This window comes from Burkholderia pulmonis (genome assembly GCF_984667975.1).
The window spans coordinates 1,005,641-1,027,551 of record NZ_OZ480186.1 but is presented as its reverse complement, the minus strand read 5'-3'; the positions used below and the strand labels follow the sequence as shown (position 1 = coordinate 1,027,551).

The window sequence follows — 21,911 nt, the reverse complement described above, 5'->3', positions numbered from 1 at the left end:
TCCAGGTCGAGTCGTTGCGCGCGTGGATTACATGGCTGGAACGGGCCGGATGCGCGTTACACCGGCACCTTTTTCAGCATCTCGACACCGACCTGGCCGGCGGCGATTTCGCGCAGCGCGACGACGGTCGGCTTGTCGCGGCTTTCGATCTTCGGCGTATGGCCTTGCGCGAGCTGCCGCGCGCGGTAGGTGGCGGCGAGCGCCAGTTCGAAGCGGTTCGGGATTTGCTTCAGGCAGTCTTCGACGGTAATGCGAGCCATGTTGGTAATTCCTTCTGAATATAGTGCTTATTCTACCTTATGTCCCTCGTCCCTCGCGTCATTCCGCGTGGGGCAGATGGATGCCGAGCTCGATGAACAGCTCCGTGTGTCGCGCGTACTGCGAAGCAAAGCGCAGACGCGTGGCCGCGACGATGCATTCGAGCTCCGCGAGCGCACGCTCGAAATTCTCGTTGATCACCACGTATTCCGCTTCCGACGCGTGCGCGATCTCGCTGCCGGCGGCGAGCAGGCGGCGCGTGATCACGTTGGGCTCGTCCTGGCCGCGCTTCTTCAGACGCTCTTCGAGTGCGTCGAGCGACGGCGGCAGGATGAAGATGCCGACCGCGTTGCGGAACTGCTTCTTCACCTGCAGCGCGCCCTGCCAGTCGATTTCGAGCAGCACGTCGTGGCCGTTCTTCATCTGCTCTTCGATCCAGACGCGCGACGTGCCGTAGTAGTTGCCGTGCACTTCCGCGCTTTCGAGGAATTCGTGCGCCGCGTGACGCGTGCGGAAATCCTCGACGGTCGTGAAGTGATAGTGCTCGCCGTCCTGTTCGCCCGGGCGCGGCTTGCGCGTCGTGTACGAGATCGACAGGCAGATGTCGCTGTCCTTCGACAGCAGCGCATTCACGAGCGTCGACTTGCCGGCGCCCGACGGCGCGATGACCATGAACAGGTTGCCGGGATAGACGCCGCCGTGCAGCGAATGCGACGCGTGGGCGTCGCGAGTAGATTCCGTCATGTTGCCTTACTCCAGGTTTTGCACTTGCTCGCGCATCTGCTCGATCAACAGCTTGAGCGCCATCGACGCGTCGGCCAGTTCCTTCGCCGCCGCCTTCGAGCCGAGCGTGTTCGCTTCGCGATTCAGTTCCTGCATCATGAAGTCGAGACGCTTGCCGACGCGGCCGCCCTTCTCGATCACGTGACGCGTTTCGTTCAGGTGCGCGGTGAGTCGCGACAGCTCTTCCGCGATGTCGATCCGGATCCCGTACATCGTCACTTCCTGACGAATGCGCTCCGCGGCTTCCTCGCGCGTGACGACCGTCGAGCCGCCTTCGGGTGCGGCGATGCCGAGCGCTTCCTGCAGCCGCTCGACGATCTTCTGCTGGTGCTTCGCGATCAGCTCCGGCACGAGCGGCGTGATGCGCGCGACGATCGCTTCCATCTCGGCGACGTTCGACAACAGCATCGTCGCGAGTTGCGCGCCTTCGCGCGAACGCACGACGACGAGCTCGCCGATCGCTTCCTTGCCGCAGGCGAGCACCGCGTCGCGGATCGCTTCCGCCGACACGCCGCTCTCGGCGAGCACGCCGGGCCAGCGCAGGATCTCGCCCGCGCGCAGGCGGCCGACGCCCGGGAACGAGTCGAGCACCGCGCGCTCGAGATCGGCAAGCTGGCCGAGCGCCGACTGGTTCAGCGCGCCCGCGCCGATGCTCTGTTCGCCGCGCTGCAGGTTGATGCGCACGTCGACCTTGCCGCGCGACAGCTTGTTCATCAGCATTTCGCGCAGCGCCGGCTCGCACGCACGCACGTCGTCCGGCATCCGGAAATTGAGGTCGAGGAAGCGCGAGTTCACGGTGCGCAGTTCGACCGACACGCTGGTGCCGCCGTTGCCGGTGGCCGTTGCGAGTTCGCGCGTCGCGTTCGCGTAGCCCGTCATGCTGTAGATCATGGTTCGTCTCGCCGTCTGGGTGCCCTCGCGGGCAGGGATATGTCGGGACGCCCGGCGCATCGGAAAGCGCGGGGCGGGAAGCGCGCATTATCCCATTTTTGCGGACCACCCCGCCGGGCAAGCCTGCCGTTCGGCGCTAAAATCGGGGTTTCCTCTCCTTCCGCGATATCCCCATGACGTTCTCCGTTTCCCGCCCGAGCGGCCGCCGCGCCGACGAACTGCGCAAGGTCGCCCTCACGCGCCACTACACGAAACACGCCGAAGGCTCGGTGCTGGTCGAATTCGGCGACACCAAGGTGCTCTGCACCGCGAGCGTCTCCGAACGCGTGCCCGACTTCCTGCGCGACCGCGGCCAAGGCTGGCTGACGGCCGAATACGGGATGCTGCCGCGCGCGACGCACACGCGCAGCGACCGCGAGGCCGCGCGCGGCAAGCAGACCGGCCGCACGCAGGAAATTCAGCGCCTGATCGGCCGCGCGCTGCGCGCGGTGTTCGACCTGGAGGCGCTCGGCCCGCGCACGATCCACATCGACTGCGACGTGATCCAGGCCGACGGCGGCACGCGCACGGCGAGCATCACCGGCGCCTTCGTCGCCGCGCACGACGCCGTGTCGAAGCTGATCGCGGCCGGCAAGCTCACGCGCTCGCCGATCACCGACCACGTCGCCGCGATCTCGGTCGGCGTGTACGAAGGCGCACCGGTACTCGACCTCGATTACGCGGAAGATTCGCAGTGCGACACCGACATGAACGTCGTGATGACGGGCGCCGGCGGCTTCGTCGAAGTCCAGGGCACCGCCGAAGGCGTGCCGTTCTCGCGCGCCGAGATGGACGCGCTGCTCGACCTCGCGCAGGGCGGGATCGCCACGCTGGTGCAGTTGCAGAAAGACGTGCTGGGCGCCGACCATGCCTGACGATCGCACCCTCGCGCCGCTGTCGCGCATCGTTCTCGCGTCGAACAACCCCGGCAAGCTGCGCGAATTCACCGCGCTGTTCTCGACGGTCGGCATCGAGATCGTCCCGCAGGGCGACCTCGCGGTGCCCGAGGCGGAAGAGCCGTTCGGCACGTTCATCGAGAACGCGCTGACGAAGGCGCGTCACGCGTCGCGGCTCACCGGGCTGCCGGCGATCGCCGACGATTCGGGCCTGTGCGTGCGCGTGCTGCGCGGCGCGCCGGGCGTCTATTCGGCGCGCTACGCGCAGCGTGCGGGCCGCGACAAGGGCGACGCGGCGAACAACGCGTATCTCGTCGAGCAGCTGCGCGACGTAGACGACCGGCGCGCATACTATTGCTGCGTGCTCGCGCTCGTGCGCCACGCCGACGATCCCGAGCCGCTGTTCGCCGAAGGACGCTGGTCGGGCGAAATCGTCGACACGCCGCGTGGCGAGCACGGATTCGGCTACGACCCGTATTTCTACCTGCCGTCGCTCGGCGCGACGGCCGCCGAGCTCGATCCGGCCGTGAAGAACACGCACAGTCATCGCGCGCTGGCGCTGAAGGCGCTGCTGGCGCGGCTCGCGGAGGAAGCATGAGCATGCCCGATACCCGTTCGCCAGCGGAGGCGGCATGAGCCAGGCCGCGGAAACCGGCGCGCGCGTCGTCGCGACCTTCACGTCGCCCGGCCAGGTACGCCTCACGTCGCTGCCGCCGCTCGCGCTGTACGTGCATTTCCCGTGGTGCGTGCGCAAGTGCCCGTACTGCGATTTCAACTCGCACGAATGGAAGGGCGAACGGTTTCCGGAAACCGAGTATCTCGACGCGCTGCGCGCCGATCTCGAGCAGGCGCTGCCGCTCGTCTGGGGACGGCAGGTGCATACGGTATTCATCGGTGGCGGCACGCCGAGCCTGCTGTCGGCGGCCGGCCTCGACCGGATGCTGTCCGACGTGCGGGCGCTGCTGCCGCTCGATGCCGACGCCGAGATCACGCTCGAGGCGAATCCGGGCACGTTCGAAGCCGCGAAATTCGCGCAATTCCGCGCGAGCGGCGTGAACCGCCTGTCGGTCGGCATCCAGAGCTTCAACGAAGCACACCTGAAGGCGCTCGGCCGGATTCACGACACCGCGCAGGCGCGCGCGGCCGTCGAGATCGCCGCGACGAACTTCGACAACTTCAACCTCGACCTGATGTTCGCGCTGCCGAACCAGACGCTCGACGAATGCCGCACCGACATCGAGACCGCGCTGTCGTTCGCGCCCCCGCATCTGTCGCTGTATCACCTGACGCTCGAGCCGAATACGCTGTTCGCGAAGTTCCCGCCGGTCGTTCCCGACGACGACGCGTCCGCCGACATGCAGGAATGGATTCATGCGCGCACGGCCGAAGCCGGCTACGGGCGCTACGAGGTGTCCGCGTACGCGAAGCCGAATCATCAGTGCAAGCACAACCTGAACTACTGGCGCTTCGGCGACTATCTCGGGATCGGTGCGGGCGCACACACGAAGCTGTCGTTCCCGAACCGGATCCTGCGGCAAGCGCGCTACAAGCATCCGGCGACCTTCATCGAGCAGGCTCAAGCCGGCAACGCCGTGCAGGAAGAGCGTGAAGTCGGCGCGCGCGACCTGCCGTTCGAATTCATGCTGAACACGCTGCGGCTCGTCGAGGGCTTCCCCGTGCACAGCTTCGCCGAACGCACGGGCCTGCCGATGAGCACGATCGAGCCGGCGCTGAAGGAAGCGGAGCGACGCGGGCTCATCACGCGCGATTTCACGCAGATCGCGCCGACGCCGCTCGGCCAGCGTTTCCTCAACGATCTGCAGGAATTGTTCCTGCGCGACGACTGAGGCATGAACGAGGCGGCATTTCGGTTACAATGCCGCCTCGTCTGGAAGCGTGGCCGAGCGGTTTAAGGCACCGGTCTTGAAAACCGGCGACGGGAAACTGTCCGTGAGTTCGAATCTCACCGCTTCCGCCAGGAAATTCGCCCAACCCCGTCCATTCGCAGAATGACGGGGTTTTTGTTTGCTCGTTCGCCCCCTCCCCGCACGTTCCGACGCACCGCGCCGGATCCCGTTACAATCCCGCGCTCCGATTCGCGAAACGGGAAATCCACGTCATGAAGCCCCTCATCGTCTCGTCGCTCGTCGCCGTGCTGGCCGCCGTCAGCACGCATGCAGCGGCCGATACCGCCTCCGGCAGCGACGCGCAGGCGTCGTGCGCGATCGCGTACGTGACCGGCGTCGGCGGTTCGCCGCGCGGCCTGAGCGAATACCTCGCGAGCCCGTCGCCGTACAACTACCTGAAGGACAACGAGCTCCAGTGCAAGGTGGCGGACGACGGACGCACGTCGAACTGCACCGGCGTCACCTACCTGCGCAACGAACAGGTCAGCGTGTACGACGATTCGGATCCGGCCACGCTGACTGTCGTGGCGCGCGTCGAACTCGATCACGGCCAGAAGTACCCGGTGATCGTCGTCGTGCAGCGCAAGGACGCTCGCTGCAAGCAATGACGTCACCGCGCGTGCCGGCCCGCCGGGACGCAGCGCGCCCATCCCGCACCGGACGCCTCCCGGTGCGCCCGGCCATCGCCTAGAATTCGATCAACACGGCGACACGAACGCCGCCGGATACTCGATGCCGCACGCGCCACCCCTGCGCGCGGCACACGGAGATCGCCATGACCGAACTGTCGAGCGCGACGGAACACGTCGATTACGAAGGCTTCGAGATCCATGTCGTACCGGCCGCCGTGCCCGGCAGCGACACGCGCCATACCTACACCGGCTACGTGTGCCATCCGGGCGTGAATCCCGCGCTGCCCGGCCATGCGGTGCCGTTCCACGCGGACGGCGAGGAAAGCTTCGCGAGCGTCGACGAGGCGGTGCGCGAAGCCGTGCACATCGGCAAGAGCATCATCGACGGCACCCACCCCGACCTGTCGGTCCTGTCGCTCGTCACGCACGGCTTCTGATCCGGACTCACTGCCCTCGCCCGCGATCGCGCGACGCGGATGGCCGCCGTGCCGCACCGGCAGACCGATACGCACGGCCGGACGATCGATCGCCGCGTACCGCGCCTTTCAACCGTGCAACACGCCCGCAGGCAGCGCACGCCGTCACATGTCACGTCACATCGCATGCACGATGCGGCGCCCGGCCGCCATCATCAGCGATCGCAGCGCCCGGCCCTGCGCGCTATGCGTTTCTCCCCATGTCGTCTCGCGTCGGTGCGCCTATCATTTTTTTATAGTCCCTCCTGGCCATCACCTCATGCGCCCCCTTCTCCGTCCGCGCGTCGACCGGCTGCGTGTTGTTGCGCTGGCCGTCGTCGCCCTGCTTGCCGCGTGCACGATCACGCCGCCCTCGTCGCTACGCTCGGTCCTGACGATTCCGTCGATCACACGCAGCGGGAGCCTCGACCAGTATCGCGTCGAGGTCGCGCATCGTGTCGCCGAGCGCAATCCGTCCGGCATGCTGCATGGCACACCGCAGGCGATGCTCCGTTCGCTCGTGGTCGTGGCCTTCACCGTCGACGGCAGCGGCCGCCTCGTCAACGCGTCCGTCTATCGCAGCAACGGCGACAGCGAAGCGGAAGCGCTCGCGCTCGCGTCGCTGCGCCGCTCGGCGCCACTGCCGGCGCCGCCGTCGCGCCTGCTCGACGGCAACGGCCGGCTCGAACTGATGGAAGGCTGGCTCTTCAACGACGACGGCCACTTCCAGTTGCAAAGCACCGCGTCCGCGCAGGCGCAATCGATCGACTGACGCGCGGCCGTCGCGCGATTGCCGGCGTGCGGCAGCGCTGGCTATAATTTTCCGCAACCGCGCGGCCATCACGCCGTGCGCGCGTTCGCGCGCCCCACCCGGCATGCGAGCCGACCACGCCGGCACCGGGCGGCGGCGACATACCCGTCTCCATCGTCGACCGGCGGGTGACGTCCGCGCCACGGTACGCGCCCACGCCGCCACTGCGTCACCCGCACCATCCGCTCGGCTGCTCCCGGCAGGCATTCGCCTGCCCGACCGCACGCCCAGCCGACCGCCCCAACGACAAAAAGGAGACACCCATGTCCGCATCCCCCCCGACCGTTGCACACGCAACCGGTTCGGCCGGTGCCGTCAGCCACCGGCGCATCGTGTTCGCGAGCTTCATCGGCACCGCGATCGAGTTCTACGATTTCTACGTGTACGCGACGGCCGCCGCACTCGTCATCGGCCCCGTGTTCTTCCCGCACGGCTCCGCGACCGCGCAGGCGCTTTCCGCGTTCGTCACGTTCGGCATCGCGTTCATCGCGCGCCCGATCGGCTCGTTCCTGTTCGGGCACTTCGGCGACCGCATCGGCCGCAAGTCGACGCTCGTTGCGTCACTGCTCGTGATGGGCGTGTCCACCACCGCGATCGGCTTCGTACCGGGCTACGACGCGATCGGCGCGCTCGCACCGGTGCTGCTGTGCGTGCTGCGGTTCGGCCAGGGGATCGGCCTCGGCGGCGAATGGGGCGGCGCGGCGCTGCTCGCGACCGAGCACGCGCCGCAGGGCAAGCGCGGCTGGTTCGGGATGTTCCCGCAGCTCGGGCCGTCGGTCGGCTTCCTGATGTCGAACGGCCTGTTCTTCGCGCTCGCGCTGTCGCTGTCCGACGAGCAGTTCCGCAGCTGGGGCTGGCGCATCCCGTTCCTCGTCAGCGCGGTGCTCGTGGCGCTCGGCCTGTACGTGCGGCTCAAGATCACCGAAACGCCCGCGTTCCAGGCCGCGCTCGACCGCAACGAGCGCGTGCGCGTGCCGGTCGCGACGCTCGTCACGCAGCACTGGCGGCCGACGCTGCTCGGTGCGCTCGCGATGGTCGTCTGCTACACGCTGTTCTACATCTCGACGGTGTTTTCGCTGTCGTACGGCGTGTCGGCGCTGCATATTCCGCGCCAGATCTTCCTCGGCCTGCTGTGTCTCGCCGTCGTGTTCATGGGGCTCGCGACACCGCTTTCCGCGTGGGCGTCGGATCGCTTCGGCCGCAAGCCGGTACTGATCGTGGGCGCGATCGCCGCACTGCTGTCGGGGTTTGCGATGGAACCGCTGCTCGGCAGCGGCTCCCTGCCGCTCGTCGCGCTGTTCCTGACGATCGAGCTGTTCCTGATGGGCGTGACGTTCGCCCCGATGGGTGCCTTGCTGCCGGAGCTGTTCCCGACCAACGTCCGTTATACGGGCGCAGGCGTCGCGTACAACCTCGGCGGGATCCTCGGCGCGTCGATTGCGCCGTACATCGCGCAGCTGCTGGCGGCGCACGGCGGGCTGTCGTGGGTCGGCGGCTACGTGTCGGTCGCGGCGGCGATCAGCCTGATCGGCGTGCTGCTGATGCGCGAAACGCGCGACGCATCGCTCGTCTGAGCCTCCGGGGCGACCCGGGTTGTGCGGCGACCGGCGCTGCCTATACTCGATCCTGGGTGCGCCGCTGCGCACCCGGGGATCCCGCCCCGAAAGGAGCCGCCGCCATGAACATCCGTCTCGACAATGCCGATCTCATCCTGATCCTCGCGCTCGCGCTGGCCGGCGCACTGTTGCTCGCGCTGCGGTTCCGGCCGAAGACATGGCGCGGCCTCGTGTTCGAGGCGCTGCTGGCGAATCTGGCGGCGATCGCGGCCGTCGTCGCGGTCGAGGTGCTGCTCGCCTGAGACCGGCCTCGCCGTTGCGTCAGGCGGACAGCCGCGCGCGCAGCGCGCCGTAGGCGGGGCCGACCGCATCGATCGCATCCAGCGCCTCCCCGACGGTCGGCATCGCGCCCGGCTCGCCGATCGACAGTGCGTTCGGTACGCCGCCGATCCCGCAATGATGGCGCGACGTGGCGACGAAAATCATCACGGTCGGCCGCTGCAGTGCGTGCGCCATGTGCACGAATCCCGTATCGACCCCCACCACGAGTGCCGCCCGGCCGAGCGCCGCACCGAGCTCTCGCACTGTCATCGCCGGTAACACGATCGCGCCCGGCGCGCGGGCCGCGATGTCCTGCGCATCGTCGTGCTCGGCCGGCGATCCCCACGGCAGCAGCACGCGAACGCCGCGCGCCATCATCTGCGTGGCCAGCGCGGCCCAGTGGTCGGCCGGCCATTTCTTGTCGGGGTTGGAGGTCGCATGGAACAGCAGCATGAACGGCGCGCCGTCGGTCACCGCGGGCGGCAGGCTCGTATCCTGCGGCGCGACGATGCCGTGCGAGGCAGCGCCTTCGGGCACGTAGCCGAGCGCTTCGCCGGCACTCACGCGCATCCCGTGCCAGGCATCGCAGTCCGGCCTCGGACCGAAGCGGTGCGAATACGCGAAGCGTGCGCCTGCCTCGCCGAGATCCTGCGTCTGGTAGCCGTAGCGGCGCGCGGCGCGCGCCAGCGACGAAATGATCGCGCTCTTGTACACGCCATGCAGGTCGATGACCGCGTCGTAGCGGTGCGCACGCAACGCCCCGATCGACGCCGAGATCGCCTTCAGGTCGCCGGCATTGCGGAGCTTCTTGAAGCGGCGCAGCGGCGCGCACAGGACGGCGCTCACGCCCGGATGCCAGTGCACGACCTCCGCGCACGATTCATCCACGGCCCAATCGACCGCCACGCCGGGGAAGGCGCGGTGCAGGTCCGCGACGACGGGCAACGTCTGGACGACGTCGCCCAGCGACGTCACTTTCACGATGAGAATGCGTTTCACGATTTGCGGGGATTCCTGACTGGGTGATTCGTGACTGGCCATTTCGGCATGCTAACGACGGTTGCCACGCACAAACATTACGCCAACATTACATTTGCAACAAATTGCATCTCTTTTGTGAATTTTTGTCGAGGCGTCGGCATCCGGTTCTTTTTATAATTCATTTTTTGCCTTCCGGCCTGTGCCCATGCCGCGCCCTGCTCTTCCGGCCCTGTTTCCCGCCCTCACCCGCCGCTCGCTGCGAATCTGGCGCCAGTACGGTATTTTCTGGCTCGGCGCGATCGTCGTCGGCCTCGCGGCCGTACTCTACGCGCGGCTGATCGACTGGGGCTACGAGACCTTCCGCACGATGCGCGATCACGCCGTCTGGCTGCCGCTGCTGTTGACGCCGGCCATCGCCGCCGCGTCGGCGTGGCTCACGCGCCGGTTCTTCCGCGGCGCAGAAGGCAGCGGCATCCCGCAGGTGATCGCGACGCTGCATGCGCGCCCGAGCGCGTTCGGCGCCCGGCTGCTGACGCTGCGGATCCTGTTCGGCAAGGTGCTGATCTCGTTCCTCGGCATCCTGGGCGGCTTCACGATCGGCCGCGAAGGACCGACCGTGCAGGTCGGCGCGGCGCTGATGTTCAACCTGCGGCGCTTCTACCCGCGCTCCAACGCGCAGATCGAACGCCAGCTCGTGCTGGCCGGCGCGGCGGCCGGGCTGTCGGCCGCGTTCAACACCCCGCTGGCCGGGATCGTGTTCGCGATCGAGGAGCTGACCCGCAGCTTCTCCGCGCGCGCGAGCGGCGTCCTGATCACCGCGATCATCCTCGCCGGTGTCGTCGCGCTCGGCCTGAACGGCAACTACACGTATTTCGGCACGATCGATGCCGGCCCCCACTTCCCGAAGCTCCTGGCGGTCGCCGTGCTCGTCACCGCGATCGTGACGGGCATCGCGGGTGGCCTGTTCTGCTGGCTGCTGCTCAATACGGGGCGCTGGCTGCCCGCACGGCTGCTGGGCCTGTATCGCGAACGGCCCGTCACGTTCGCCGCGCTGTGCGGCTTCGCGATCGCCGTCGTCGGCCTCGTGTCGGGCGGCACGACCTTTGGCAGCGGCTATGCCGAGGCGCGCGGCCTGCTCGACGGCAGCCAGCACCTGTCGGTGTTCTACCCGTTCCTGAAGATGGTCTCGATGGTCGCGTCGTACCTGCCGGGCATTCCGGGCGGGATCTTCGCGCCATCGCTGTCGATCGGCGCCGGATTCGGCAACCTGCTGCACGCCGTGTTCAGCAACATGAGCCTGCCGATGCTGATCGCGCTCGCGATGGTCGGCTATCTGGCCGCCGTCACGCAGTCGCCGATCACGTCGTTCGTGATCGTGATGGAAATGATCAATGGTCATGCGCTCGTGATTTCGCTGATGGCTACCGCGCTGGTGTCGAGCCGCGTGTCGCGCTTCTTCGCGCCGCCGCTCTACGAAACCCTCTCGCAGCGCTATCTCGCGCCGCCCGTCGCGGCCACCGAGCCTGCCGCGGCAACCGCGGCGGCTGCGACCGCTGCAACCGGCGTGACCGAAGCGGCCGAACCTCAGGATGCAACCGCGGTGCCCGCCGATCCGCTCGATACGCTGCGCGACGAAGGCCACGCCGAGCCGGCGGCTGCGCCCCCGGCCGAAGGCGCGGTGGATGCGGCGGACCCGCACGATGCCGGGCCGGCTGCGTCCGGCACGAACGACCCGGCGCAGCACGGCCCGCGCGACGCTCAGTAGATGACGACGGGTGCCGGCCGATAGTAGACGGGCCGCGCCGGCACGACGACGCACCCGGCCAGCGTGATCGCGACGAGCGCGATGGCGATGACGGTTCTTTTCATCACACGCCTCCATCAGGCCCAGTGGCCACGCGTCCAGAACCAGTTCGGACCGCGCTGGTCCCAGTGCCCCGGCACCCATTGCATGCCGACGCGCTCGGCTTCCCAGTGCCCGCCGATCCACACGTAGCGGCCATGGTCCCAGCGCCAGTGTCCGCGCTCCCACACGTAGCCCACGCGCGCAGTCGGCACGACCTCGTAGCGCACGGGCGGCGGCGCATTCGGCGAGACGACGACGATTTCCTCGGTGCGCACGGCAACCGGCTCGGCGATGACCACGCGCCCCGGCGGCGCGATCACGGGCGCGCCGACGAGAATTTCGTCCGCGTGCGCGGCAAGCGGTGCGACGACGGCTGACAGGCCCGCGGCAAACAGCGCGAGCGAAACGATACGACGTTGAGCAGTAGAGACAGCCATCACAACCTCCTGGTTGAACAAGTAACGCGAGCGTATTCGTTCAATGCGGGAGGACCGGAAATGGCCGACAGACGCCGTGTTACGGCGTGCCCGAAAGTGCAACAGGGCGTAAGACGCGCACGGCGGCGGGCGCCGCCGTGCGGAGGGACACCGGCAAGCGTCAGGCTTGCGGGATCTCGATCTTCACTTCGAGGACTTCGAGGTCGTCCTGGCGCTCGAGGCTCACGCGGATGTCATCGTCCGAAATATGGACGTACTTCGAGATGACCGCGACGAGCTCCTTCTGCAGCGCCGGCAGGTAGTCGGCCGGCGGCCGGCCGCCGACCCGCTCGTGCGCGATGATGAGCTGCAGGCGCTCCTTCGCGACCGATGCGGACTTCTTCTTCTCACCGAGGAGAAACGAAAGGATGGACATGGGCGGCCTCCGTTACTTGCTGCCGAAGAGGCGCTGCAGCAGGCCCGGCTTCTGGTAATCGGTGAAGCGCAGCGGCTTGTCTTCGCCGAGGAAACGCGAGACGACGTCCTTGTACGCTTCCGCGACGTCGGTGCCGTCGATATGCACGGCCGGCAGGCCCTGGTTCGATGCGTGCAGCACGGCTTCCGACTCCGGCACCACGCCGATCAGCTTGATGCGCAGGATCTCGCTGATGTCCTCGAGCGACAGCATCTCGCCTTCGCTCACGCGCTTCGGGCTGTAACGCGTGATCAACAGGTGTTCCTTGATCGGATCCTTGCCTTCGGTCGCGCGCTTCGTCTTCGACGACAGGATGCCGAGAATGCGGTCCGAGTCGCGCACCGACGACACTTCCGGGTTCGTGACGATCAGCGCTTCATCCGCGAAGTACATCGCGTGCAGCGCGCCGGCTTCGATACCTGCCGGCGAATCGCAGACGATGAATTCGAAGTCCATCGCGACGAGATCGTTCAGCACCTTCTCGACGCCGTCGCGCGTCAGCGCATCCTTGTCGCGCGTCTGCGACGCCGGCAGGATGAACAGGTTCTCGCACTTCTTGTCCTTGATCAGCGCCTGGTTCAGGTTCGCTTCGCCCTGGATCACGTTCACGAGGTCATACACGACGCGACGCTCGCAGCCCATGATGAGGTCGAGGTTGCGCAGGCCGACGTCGAAGTCGATCACGGCCGTCTTGTGGCCGCGCAGCGCGAGGCCGGACGCGAAGCTCGCGCTCGTCGTCGTCTTGCCCACGCCGCCCTTGCCCGAGGTCACCACGATGATTTTTGCCATTTACCCAATACCCTGTGTTCGTCAATGAGAGCCGATCGATCCGGAGCGCACCGCGTGAATTACGTCAGGCGCAGCGGTTCGATCATCAGTTTTTCCTCTTCGAGCCGGATCTGCACCGATTTGCCCAGTACTTCGGCGGGTAGCGGGTTCTCGGTTGTTCGATAGATACCCGCGATCGAAATCAGTTCCGGTTCGAGACACGTGCAGAAAATGCGCGCGTCGTGATTGCCGTGCACGCCCGCGAGTGCGCGGCCGCGCAACGGCGCGTAGATGTGGATATTGCCTTCCGCGATGATTTCCGCGCCGTGACTGACCGGCGCGAGCACCACGAGGTCTCCTTTCGCGTAAATCTGCTGCCCCGAACGCAACGGCCGGTCGATCACCAGCGTCTGGCCACCGGCCTGCAAGAGCGTCGGCGCGGGCTCCGACGACTGTTCGGGCGCCGCTGCGGCTGCCGGAGCGGCGGCGGTCTCGACGGCTGGCACGGCCGCCGGTTCCGCTTCGTCGGCGTGTTTCGCGGCCGGCGCGCGGCGGTCGCGCGCCTCGAGCAACGGCAGGCCGGCTTCCCCCGCCCAGCCCTGCGTTGCCAGTGCGACGACGCCCACCGGACGCATCCGCACGTCGTTCAGTATCTGGCGGATGTCCGCGAGCGCGACGCGTTCGCCGTCAGCCAGGCGGCGGACGTCGATCGCGACGACATCGTCGGCGAAAAACTCGGGAGTCGCTTCGAAGCGCTTGACCAGTTCGGCACGCAACGCATCGAGATCGGTCGTCTTCACGGTGAACAGCAACGTATCGACCGATCCGCTGCGCAGCTCGAAGAATGGCGATTTTTTAAGCGACATGGACACTCTGCAAAAATTTTTTGCGTATTTTACAGGCGTCCACGCGCGCAGCCATTATTTTTGGGACTCGGGGTTGCGGCGGCCCGGCAGGACGCGCAACCGGCAGGCGGGCAGGCCCGCGGGCGACCCGGCGTTCATCGCGCCGCACGGCCCGCGTTCCGAGGTCGCGTCAGTGCTTCACCTGCGACACGAACAGCGATTTCATTGCACCGGGCATCCGCGCGATCGGCGCATGCTCGCCGGTGTTGCCGAAACCCGCGCGCTCGTAGAAGCGGATCGCGTTGCGGTTCGCATCGGCGATCCACGCGTAGACGTCGCTGGCGCCGCGCTCGGCAAGCCATGCAGTGGCCGTCTCCAGCAGCAGCACGCCGCCGCGCAGATGACGCACCGCGTGCGCGACCCACAGTTCACTGACGAACGCGCGCCGATCGGGCGTGTTGTCGAAATACGCGCCGATCATGCCGGCCGGATGGCCTTCGGTGTACAGCAGGAAAGTCGTCGACTCGTCGGACACGGCGCGCTGCGCGGCAATCGCCGACGCTGCGTCCGTTTCGACGTTCAGCAATTCGGCCTCCGGCGCTTCACCGGGCGCGTAGGGCTCACGCAGCGATGCGGCGCGGAGTTCGCGATACACGCCGCCCTGATCGGCAGCGATACGACGAACGGTCAAGGTCGAACTCATGCAGGCACAGCCCCCTTCGGACAGCAAGCTATTAGCTTCAACCGAAAGCGGGGCATGAGTCAAATCGTTATTTTCAAATGGCGGCGCGGATCGAAAGGCAGCAGATGTCATCAACGGCGACGTGAGCCGGTCGGTGTGCAGGTGCAGCATCGGCGCATCGATGCGGGTTGCCGGACGGCCGTCGCGCCCCCTTCTCCGGACGCTTCGCCCCTTTCGCCTTGCAATGCGCGGCAGTCGGGCGTCGAATCGCGTTGCCTTGCCTCACCGCGGCCGTAATGATCCGTAATATAAACAAACAAAAAATGCGTTTCGCCAATCTTCGCTCCACTCGCCTTATTGCGATGCAACATTTGTTGCGAACTCGCCCGCCCACCGCCCGCCCGCCGCTCGCGCGCAGCACGTCTCGCCATTCATCCGACAAACACGCGAAGCCCGCGGGCCGATCCGGCCTCGAATGCATGTTTCAATCAGCGCGTGCCGGCCCTTCCCGGGACGCGTCGCACGGCCCCCTCCGTTTGGAGCGCCGCGCCTAGCGGCAGCGTTTGGCAAGCGTGCGCCCGGGTCGTATAACAGGCAGAACCGGGCAACGACCCGGTGCCACCGCGCACGTCGCGGACCCACGAGGATTCGAACAACCGCATGCGGCCGCCCGCGGGCCGGTCGACTGGAGGGAGACAATGGCAATGACCGACGGATCGGCTTCAGGCTGGTCGGATGGCAAGCGTTACCTGTGGCTGCTCGGCGCGTTGACGATCACGCTGCCGATCCTCGCCGCTCAGCTTGCGCTGTCGACGGGCCTTCACGTGTTCTGGTGGTTCGGCCCGCTGTTCGCGTTCGGCGTGATCCCGATCCTCGACACGCTGATCGGCGACGACCGCGACAATCCGCCCGAGGCCGTCGTGCCGCACCTCGAACGCGAGCGCTATTACCGGTTCATCGTCTATCTCGCGACCTTCGTCGAATACGTCGCGTTCTTCGCGTGCGTGTGGATCGTCGGCACGCACGCGCTTGCGTGGTACGACTATGTCGGCTTCGCGCTGTCGCTCGGCGCGGCGACGGGCATCTCGATCAACACCGCGCACGAGCTCGGGCACAAGACCGACCGCTTCGAACGCTGGCTCGCGAAGATCACGCTCGCACCGGTCGCATACGGCCACTTCTACGTCGAGCACAACCGCGGCCACCACGTGCGCGTCGCGACGGCCGAGGATCCGGCGAGCGCGCGCTACGGCGAGTCGTTCTGGGCGTTCCTGCCGCGCACGGTGACCGGCAGCATCCGTTCGGCCTGGCGGCTCGAAAAGGCCCGCCTCGAGCGGCTCGGGCATTCGCCGTGGACCTGGCGCAACGAAGTGCTGCACGCGTGGGCGATGACCGTCGTCGTCTGGGGCATCGCGATTGCGATGGCCGGCAAGGTCGTGATCCCGTTCCTGGTGATCCAGGCCGTCTACGGCGCGTCGCTGCTCGAAGTCGTGAACTACGTCGAGCATTACGGGCTCGGCCGCCGCAAGCTGCCGAGCGGCCGCTACGAACGCTGCACGCCGCAGCATTCGTGGAACAGCAATCACGTCGTCACCAACCTGTTCCTGTACCAGTTGCAGCGGCATGCCGATCATCACGCGAATCCGACGCGCTCGTACCAGGCGCTGCGCCACTTCGACGATTCGCCGCAATTGCCGGCCGGCTACGCGACGATGATCCTGTTCGCTTACGTGCCGCCGCTCTGGTATCGCGTGATGAATCCGCGGGTCGTCGCGCACTATCGCGGCGACATGGCGCACTCGAACATCAAGCCGTCGATCCGCGCCAGGGTGCTTGCGCAGTATCCGGCCGCGGCGTGATGGCCGGATGAGGGGCCGGTCGCAGCCGGCGCGCAGCACGGGCCTGTCAGGTCGGATGCGTCGCGCGTGGCCCGGCGGTCGCAGTAGTACGCGGGGCCGCCGTCCAGCGGCGCACGGCGACGATCGACAACACGCCGACCACGATCCCGGCGATCACGTCGGCCAGGTAGTGGCCACCCTGGGTCGGCGCCGACGCGATCATCGCGGCATTCAGCACAACCGCCGGGGCGAACACGTAACGAACGTGCCGCACCGCATACGCAAACAGCAACGCCAGCATCACGTGGAACGACGGCAACGACACGAGGCCTTGCGGTTCGGACAGGCTGAATCGCCGAAGCTGTCCGCTGCGCAGCAGGTCGTAGTGGGACACCGTCGACGCCGTGCCCGGATCGGCGATGCCGAAATGGACGAATGCGCTTTGTGCGGGAAACGGCGTCGATATCAGGACAACGACCAGCAGCGCGAAGACGAACAGCGTGATGAATTCGGCGAGGTCGTCGTGCCGCCGCGTCGCTGCAAGGATGCACGGGACGGCGATCAACTGCACGACGCTGCTGCGATACACGCACTCGAGCACGCGGTGCACGCCCGCATGCGCACTCACCCAGCGATACAGGTCAGGCCAGTGAAAGCCGAGCAATGCGTCGAAGCGGACGAGACCGGCCTCGATCGACGGCGGCGCGAGTGCGATACCCAGGTAGTCGAGCACGACGGTGGCCTCGCTGAATGCAGCGATCGCCACGATGCACAGCATCGCCAGTGCCGATTCGCGCAGCCGCCATGCGTGTGCGCGCTCGCGATAGCGCCGCGTGTGCGACAACGCAATCAGCAGCGCCGCAACGACGATGGCGGCGCCGGCTGCCGGCACGGCAACGGACGCGGCATGGCCAAGCGTCAGCGCAATGCCTGCCCGGCGTGCGCCACGGACGTCCACGACCGCGATAACGGCAGTCAGCAGCGCAATAGCCGTCAGGACTTTCGACAGTCGGTTCGTCATGGGCCGTGGTATTCGTCATGCAGCGAGGCTGCATCGAAGCGGCGGCACGATCGTGCACGCCGCTGATCGCCATCGTATCAGCACGATACGACGCGCCGGTATCCGGACTGTCGCCACGACATCGGCAGTGACGCACATCGCGCCGCGGCCCCAAAACGAAAAACCCCGTGATCCTTCCGGATCACGGGGCTTCGTATTTTGGCGGAGAGGGTGGGATTCGAACCCACGGTACGGGGAAACCGTACGCCTGATTTCGAGTCAGGTACATTCGACCACTCTGCCACCTCTCCTTCCTTACTGCATTTCGCGGTTGGTCGTTTCCGCGAAAGAAAAGATTATAAGACGATCTCTTCTTGGCTGACAAGCCCTTTGCACAAAATTTTTTTGCGAGGGCTTGGGACGCCCGCGTTACGAAGCCTGTGCCGGCGCGTCGATGCGCTCCATGCCGCCCATGTACGGACGCAGCACTTCCGGCACCGTGACCGAGCCGTCCGCGTTCTGGTAGTTCTCCAGCACCGCGACGAGCGTGCGGCCGACCGCAAGACCCGAACCGTTCAGCGTATGCACGAGTTCGGGCTTGCCCTGCGCGTTGCGGAAACGCGCCTGCATCCGGCGCGCCTGGAACGCCTCGGTGTTCGAGCAGCTCGAGATCTCGCGATAGGTGTTCTGCGCAGGCAGCCACACCTCGAGGTCGAACGTCTTCGCGGCCGAGAAGCCCATGTCGCCCGTGCACAGCGTGATCACGCGGTACGGCAGGCCGAGCTTCTGCAGGATCGCTTCCGCGTGGCCGACCATTTCGTCGAGCGCCGCATACGACGCTTCCGGCGCGACAACCTGCACCATCTCGACCTTGTCGAACTGGTGCTGGCGGATCATCCCGCGCGTGTCGCGGCCGTACGAACCGGCTTCCGAGCGAAAGCACGGGGAATGCGCGGTCAGCTTGATCGGCAGCGCGGACGCGTCGACGATCGACTCGCGCACGGTGTTCGTCAGCGAAATCTCGGACGTGGAGATCAGGTACTGCGTGACCGTGTTTTCCGCGCCGCCCTTCTCGACACGGAACATGTCGTCCGCGAACTTCGGCAACTGGCCCGTACCGTAGAGGATTTCCGGGTTCACGATGTACGGCGTATACGTCTCGGTATAGCCGTGCTGCTGCGTGTGCGTGTCGATCATGAACTGCGCGAGTGCGCGGTGCAGGCGCGCGATCGGGCCGCGCAGCATCGTGAAGCGCGCGCCGGCAAGCTTCGCGCCCGTCTCGAAATCGAGGCCGAGCGGCGTGCCGACGTCGACGTGATCCTTCACCTCGAAGTCGAACTGGCGCGGCGTGCCCCAGCGGCGCGCCTCGACGTTGCCGGCTTCGTCCTTGCCGACCGGCACGCTTTCGTGCGCGACGTTCGGCATGCCCAGCATCAGGTCGGACAGGCGCGCCTGGACGTCGCCGAGCTTGGCTTCCGACGCCTTCATGTCGTCGCCGATCCCGCCGACCTCGGCCATCACGGCCGACGTGTCCTCGCCCTTCCCCTTCATCGCGCCGATCTGCTTCGACAGGCTGTTGCGGCGGGCCTGGAGCTCTTCGGTATGGGTCTGGATCGCGCGGCGTTCCGCTTCGAGTGCGGAGAACGCGGCGACGTCGAGGGTGTAGCCGCGATCGGCGAGGCGCTTGGCGACGCCGTCGAGGTCTTTGCGCAGCAACTGGATGTCGAGCATGGGAGGACTTGGAAAATCGTTGTGTAAGACGGGAATTCTAACGCACCGCGCGGCTGCCACGGCACCGGCGGGCGGACAATGCCGCAAACGGGCGGCGGCCATGGCAGTATGCCCCTGCCGGGCCGCGACATCGACCGCCGGCGAATCGCACCGTTATGGATCGCACCATGCCTGCGCCGGCTGGCGGCAACGGATCAGGCGAAGCGCCCGCCCTGCACCACCGTCACACGAGGAACCCGATGGCCATCGAACTGGACAAGGACGTGCGCGACCGCGCAATCGCGTCGCTGCAACGCTATTTCACGGAAAACATGGACGAGCCGATCGGCAACATCCAGGCCGGCGCGCTGCTGCATTTCTTCGTCGAGGAAATCGCGCCGGCGATCTACAACCTCGCGATCGCCGATGCACAGGAACGCCTGCATGCGCGAGTCGCCGAACTCGACATCGAATGCCACGAAGAGCCGTTCGAATACTGGAAGAAGCAGCAACCGGGCCGCAAGCGCTGACGCATCCGTGGCGGCGCAGGCCGAACCGGCCCGTGCGGCGCCGTCAGTCCTTCTTGCCGGCCTCGCGGTCGAGTTCGCGCAGCCATGCGAGCTTGTCGGCGATCTTCGATTCGAGCCCGCGCGGCACCGGCTGGTACCAGCGCGGCTCGCGCATGCCGTCCGGCAGGTAGGTCTCGCCGGCCGCATACGCATTCGGCTCGTCGTGCGCGTAGCGGTAAGCGTGGCCGTAGCCGAGTTCCTTCATCAGCTTGGTCGGCGCGTTGCGCAGATGCACGGGCACCTCGCGCGACTTGTCCTGCTTCACGAACGCCATTGCCTGGTTGAACGCGTTGTAGCCGGCATTGCTCTTCGCCGCGCACGCGAGATAGATCACCGCCTGCCCGAGCGCGAGTTCGCCTTCCGGCGAGCCGAGCCGTTCGTAGGTGGCGGCCGCGTCGTTCGCCATCTGCAGCGCACGCGGGTCGGCAAGGCCGATGTCTTCCCACGCCATCCGCACGATGCGCCGCGCGAGATACTTCGGATCCGCGCCGCCGTCGATCATCCGGCAGAACCAGTACAGCGCGCCGTCCGGGCTCGACCCGCGCACCGACTTGTGCAGCGCCGAGATCTGGTCGTAGAAGTTGTCGCCGCCCTTGTCGAAGCGCCGCGCGTTCAGCGTCATCGCGCTGCTGACGAAATCGGCATCGATCGTCGCGACACCGGCCGACGACGCCGCCGTCTGCGCCTGTTCGAGCAGGTTCAGGAAGCGCCGCGCGTCGCCGTCCGCATAACCGACCAGCGTATCGATCGCCTTGTCGTCGAACGCGAGGCCGTCGAGCGCGATGTCCTGCGCGCGCTTCAGCAACTGGCGCATCTCGTCGTCGTCCAGCGACTTCAGCACGTACACCTGCGCGCGCGACAGCAACGCCGAGTTGACCTCGAAGCTCGGGTTCTCGGTGGTCGCGCCGATGAAGGTCACGAGGCCCGACTCGACGAACGGCAGCAACGCATCCTGCTGCCCCTTGTTGAAGCGGTGGATCTCGTCGACGAACAGGATCGTGTGGCGGCCGGTGCGGTTCAGCGTGTCCTTCGCCTGCTCCATCGATTCGCGGATGTCCTTCACGCCGCCGAGCACCGCGGACAACGCGATGAACTCGCAGTCGAACGCGAGCGCGGTGAGCCGGGCGAGCGTCGTCTTGCCGACGCCGGGCGGCCCCCACAGGATCATCGAATGCGGCTTGCCCGATTCGAATGCGAGCCGCAGCGGCTTGCCTTCGCCCAGCAAATGCGTCTGGCCGATCACCTCGGCGAGCGTCTTCGGCCGCAGCGCCTCGGCGAGCGGGCGGCGCGGCTCGACTTGAAACAGGTCGGACATGAACCCTCGCTCCACATCAAACAAGGGCGGCCGAACCGGCCGCCGGACCCGACATTATGACAGCCGCGCGAACCCGCCGCCGGGCCCGGTGCCCGCGCCCATTGCCCGCGCCCGGTGCCCGCGCCCGAAAACAACACGGGCCTGCCGTCGCCGGCAGGCCCGCTGAGGAAGCACGGCGCGGAGCCGGTCAGCCGGTGATCACGTCGGCGCCCTTCGGCACCACGAACTTGAACGTATCGCCCTTCAGCGGCGGATTCGTCTGGATGTTCGTAAAGGTCAGCAGCGTGACGTTGCCGAACACGTCGTGCAGCTCCATCGCGGCGAGCGTGCCGTTCCGGAAGCCGATACCGATGCGCTGGAACTGCGTGTCCTGCGCCTTCGGCAGCATCTCGAGCCACTCGATGCCGCCCTTCTCGCCGGCATCGCGCAGCGTGTAGTTCTTGTCGAGATCGTTGCTGCCGAACAGGATCGCGGCCGGGCTCGCGCCCAGCGCGCCGTTCAGCTTGCGCTCGGTGACCTGGTTCAGGTCGCGGTCGTACACGTACAGCTTGTCGCCGTCGGCCTGCAGCACCTGCTGGTACGGCTTCTGGTACGTCCAGATGAACTTGCCCGGACGCGCGAACACGAACGTGCCGCTCGAATTGTCGGTGGGCTTCGGCATCGCCTGCACGGCGCTCGCGCCCTTGGACGGCGCCTTGACGACCTGTTGCGTGAAGTCGCCCTTCGCCGCACGCACTTGCGACACGAAAGCCTTCAGCTGCTCGGTGCCGCCCGCAAACGCGTGCGTCGCCGCGAGCATCAGCGATGCGCCGGCGAGCGCCGCGCCGAGCCAGCGGCGCGTCGAACGAAAGGAAGGGACGAACGAAAGTTGCTGCATGATGCGGTTTTCTCCCTGGGTGGCCGGCGCTGCGAGCGCC

The 21,911-nt window shown here is 67.0% G+C and carries 24 protein-coding genes and 2 tRNA genes; 12 read left to right on the top strand and 14 right to left on the bottom strand.

The genetic code is table 11. From position 1 onward, the window contains the following. Positions 1–56 precede the first annotated feature (56 nt). From rpoZ to AC5LXK_RS04780, 3 genes are read right to left on the bottom strand one after another with little or no spacing between them, the layout of a single operon-like run. Positions 57–260 (bottom strand): DNA-directed RNA polymerase subunit omega, encoded by a 204-nt coding sequence (gene rpoZ / locus AC5LXK_RS04790; RefSeq protein ID WP_006025620.1) that lies wholly within the window; start codon positions 258–260, stop codon positions 57–59. A gap of 58 nt (positions 261–318) precedes the next feature. Then, entirely contained in the window at positions 319–1,002 is a 684-nt protein-coding gene (gene gmk, locus AC5LXK_RS04785; RefSeq protein WP_493390549.1) for a guanylate kinase, read from the bottom strand. Positions 1,003–1,008: 6 nt separating this feature from the next. Next, the gene (locus AC5LXK_RS04780; protein WP_493390548.1) at positions 1,009–1,932 is read right to left on the bottom strand and encodes a YicC/YloC family endoribonuclease; all 924 of its coding nucleotides are present in this window, start codon (positions 1,930–1,932) and stop codon (positions 1,009–1,011) included. 173 nt (positions 1,933–2,105) lie between these two features. Here AC5LXK_RS04780 and rph point away from each other — a divergent pair, with 173 nt between their 5' ends. The 9 genes from rph (at position 2,106) to AC5LXK_RS04735 (ending at position 8,530) form a co-directional block, all read left to right on the top strand. Next, positions 2,106–2,846 (top strand): ribonuclease PH, encoded by a 741-nt coding sequence (gene rph, locus AC5LXK_RS04775; protein ID WP_493390547.1) that lies wholly within the window; start codon positions 2,106–2,108, stop codon positions 2,844–2,846. Then, positions 2,839–3,465: an RdgB/HAM1 family non-canonical purine NTP pyrophosphatase gene (rdgB, locus tag AC5LXK_RS04770; protein ID WP_493390546.1), complete on the top strand. Its 627-nt coding sequence runs from the start codon at positions 2,839–2,841 to the stop codon at positions 3,463–3,465. The genes rph and rdgB overlap by 8 nt, the downstream gene beginning before the upstream one ends. A gap of 34 nt (positions 3,466–3,499) precedes the next feature. Continuing rightward, positions 3,500–4,714, top strand: coding sequence for a radical SAM family heme chaperone HemW (gene hemW / locus AC5LXK_RS04765; protein ID WP_493390545.1), 1,215 nt, complete (start codon positions 3,500–3,502; stop codon positions 4,712–4,714). A 43-nt stretch (positions 4,715–4,757) separates the two neighbouring features. Next, a tRNA-Ser gene (locus tag AC5LXK_RS04760) sits at positions 4,758–4,845 on the top strand. 141 nt (positions 4,846–4,986) lie between these two features. Then, positions 4,987–5,382 (top strand): hypothetical protein, encoded by a 396-nt coding sequence (locus AC5LXK_RS04755; protein ID WP_493390544.1) that lies wholly within the window; start codon positions 4,987–4,989, stop codon positions 5,380–5,382. A gap of 167 nt (positions 5,383–5,549) precedes the next feature. Further along, on the top strand, positions 5,550–5,843 hold the full coding sequence (locus AC5LXK_RS04750; protein WP_493390543.1) for a hypothetical protein: 294 nt from the start codon (positions 5,550–5,552) through the stop codon (positions 5,841–5,843). A 298-nt stretch (positions 5,844–6,141) separates the two neighbouring features. Then, the gene (locus AC5LXK_RS04745; protein ID WP_493390542.1) at positions 6,142–6,633 is read left to right on the top strand and encodes an energy transducer TonB family protein; all 492 of its coding nucleotides are present in this window, start codon (positions 6,142–6,144) and stop codon (positions 6,631–6,633) included. A 302-nt stretch (positions 6,634–6,935) separates the two neighbouring features. Further along, the gene (locus tag AC5LXK_RS04740) at positions 6,936–8,246 is read left to right on the top strand and encodes an MFS transporter (protein WP_493390541.1); all 1,311 of its coding nucleotides are present in this window, start codon (positions 6,936–6,938) and stop codon (positions 8,244–8,246) included. Positions 8,247–8,350: 104 nt separating this feature from the next. Then, positions 8,351–8,530: a hypothetical protein gene (locus tag AC5LXK_RS04735; RefSeq protein WP_493390540.1), complete on the top strand. Its 180-nt coding sequence runs from the start codon at positions 8,351–8,353 to the stop codon at positions 8,528–8,530. A 19-nt stretch (positions 8,531–8,549) separates the two neighbouring features. Here the strand turns inward: AC5LXK_RS04735 and waaC are convergent, their stop codons facing one another. Then, positions 8,550–9,548 carry a lipopolysaccharide heptosyltransferase I gene (waaC, locus tag AC5LXK_RS04730; RefSeq protein WP_493390539.1) on the bottom strand — a complete coding sequence of 333 codons (999 nt, stop codon included), beginning with the start codon at positions 9,546–9,548 and terminating at the stop codon, positions 8,550–8,552. 187 nt (positions 9,549–9,735) lie between these two features. On the opposite strand from waaC, the gene AC5LXK_RS04725 reads away from it, so the two are divergent. Beyond that, a complete protein-coding gene (locus AC5LXK_RS04725; RefSeq protein ID WP_493390538.1) occupies positions 9,736–11,295 on the top strand; it encodes a chloride channel protein in 1,560 nt (519 codons plus the stop codon). A gap of 116 nt (positions 11,296–11,411) precedes the next feature. Here the strand turns inward: AC5LXK_RS04725 and AC5LXK_RS04720 are convergent, their stop codons facing one another. The 5 genes from AC5LXK_RS04720 to AC5LXK_RS04700 all read right to left on the bottom strand — a co-directional run bounded on the left by AC5LXK_RS04720 (position 11,412) and on the right by AC5LXK_RS04700 (position 14,694). Next, positions 11,412–11,813 carry a YXWGXW repeat-containing protein gene (locus tag AC5LXK_RS04720; RefSeq protein ID WP_493390537.1) on the bottom strand — a complete coding sequence of 134 codons (402 nt, stop codon included), beginning with the start codon at positions 11,811–11,813 and terminating at the stop codon, positions 11,412–11,414. Positions 11,814–11,973: 160 nt separating this feature from the next. Continuing rightward, positions 11,974–12,228 (bottom strand): cell division topological specificity factor MinE, encoded by a 255-nt coding sequence (minE, locus tag AC5LXK_RS04715; RefSeq protein ID WP_006476634.1) that lies wholly within the window; start codon positions 12,226–12,228, stop codon positions 11,974–11,976. 12 nt (positions 12,229–12,240) lie between these two features. After that, positions 12,241–13,056, bottom strand: coding sequence for a septum site-determining protein MinD (gene minD / locus AC5LXK_RS04710; RefSeq protein ID WP_059235599.1), 816 nt, complete (start codon positions 13,054–13,056; stop codon positions 12,241–12,243). Positions 13,057–13,115: 59 nt separating this feature from the next. Next, positions 13,116–13,901, bottom strand: coding sequence for a septum site-determining protein MinC (gene minC / locus AC5LXK_RS04705; RefSeq protein ID WP_493390536.1), 786 nt, complete (start codon positions 13,899–13,901; stop codon positions 13,116–13,118). 169 nt (positions 13,902–14,070) lie between these two features. Continuing rightward, the gene (locus AC5LXK_RS04700) at positions 14,071–14,694 is read right to left on the bottom strand and encodes a GNAT family N-acetyltransferase (protein WP_493391185.1); all 624 of its coding nucleotides are present in this window, start codon (positions 14,692–14,694) and stop codon (positions 14,071–14,073) included. Positions 14,695–15,260: 566 nt separating this feature from the next. Between AC5LXK_RS04700 and AC5LXK_RS04695 the strand changes: the two genes are divergently transcribed. Beyond that, positions 15,261–16,421: an alkane 1-monooxygenase gene (locus tag AC5LXK_RS04695; protein ID WP_493390535.1), complete on the top strand. Its 1,161-nt coding sequence runs from the start codon at positions 15,261–15,263 to the stop codon at positions 16,419–16,421. A 46-nt stretch (positions 16,422–16,467) separates the two neighbouring features. On the opposite strand, the gene AC5LXK_RS04690 is transcribed toward AC5LXK_RS04695, so the two are convergent. The 3 genes from AC5LXK_RS04690 to serS form a co-directional block, all read right to left on the bottom strand. Next, positions 16,468–17,421 (bottom strand): phosphatase PAP2 family protein, encoded by a 954-nt coding sequence (locus AC5LXK_RS04690; protein WP_493390534.1) that lies wholly within the window; start codon positions 17,419–17,421, stop codon positions 16,468–16,470. Between the two features lie 199 nt (positions 17,422–17,620). Further along, positions 17,621–17,711, bottom strand: a tRNA-Ser gene (locus tag AC5LXK_RS04685). A 118-nt stretch (positions 17,712–17,829) separates the two neighbouring features. Beyond that, the gene (gene serS / locus AC5LXK_RS04680) at positions 17,830–19,131 is read right to left on the bottom strand and encodes a serine--tRNA ligase (protein WP_493390533.1); all 1,302 of its coding nucleotides are present in this window, start codon (positions 19,129–19,131) and stop codon (positions 17,830–17,832) included. Positions 19,132–19,370: 239 nt separating this feature from the next. On the opposite strand from serS, the gene AC5LXK_RS04675 reads away from it, so the two are divergent. Continuing rightward, positions 19,371–19,640: a DUF2164 domain-containing protein gene (locus tag AC5LXK_RS04675; RefSeq protein ID WP_048243121.1), complete on the top strand. Its 270-nt coding sequence runs from the start codon at positions 19,371–19,373 to the stop codon at positions 19,638–19,640. Between the two features lie 43 nt (positions 19,641–19,683). Here AC5LXK_RS04675 and AC5LXK_RS04670 read toward each other — a convergent pair whose 3' ends face one another. Further along, positions 19,684–20,994 (bottom strand): replication-associated recombination protein A, encoded by a 1,311-nt coding sequence (locus AC5LXK_RS04670; protein WP_493390532.1) that lies wholly within the window; start codon positions 20,992–20,994, stop codon positions 19,684–19,686. 187 nt (positions 20,995–21,181) lie between these two features. After that, positions 21,182–21,871, bottom strand: coding sequence for an outer membrane lipoprotein chaperone LolA (gene lolA, locus AC5LXK_RS04665; protein WP_493390531.1), 690 nt, complete (start codon positions 21,869–21,871; stop codon positions 21,182–21,184). Positions 21,872–21,911 lie beyond the last annotated feature (40 nt).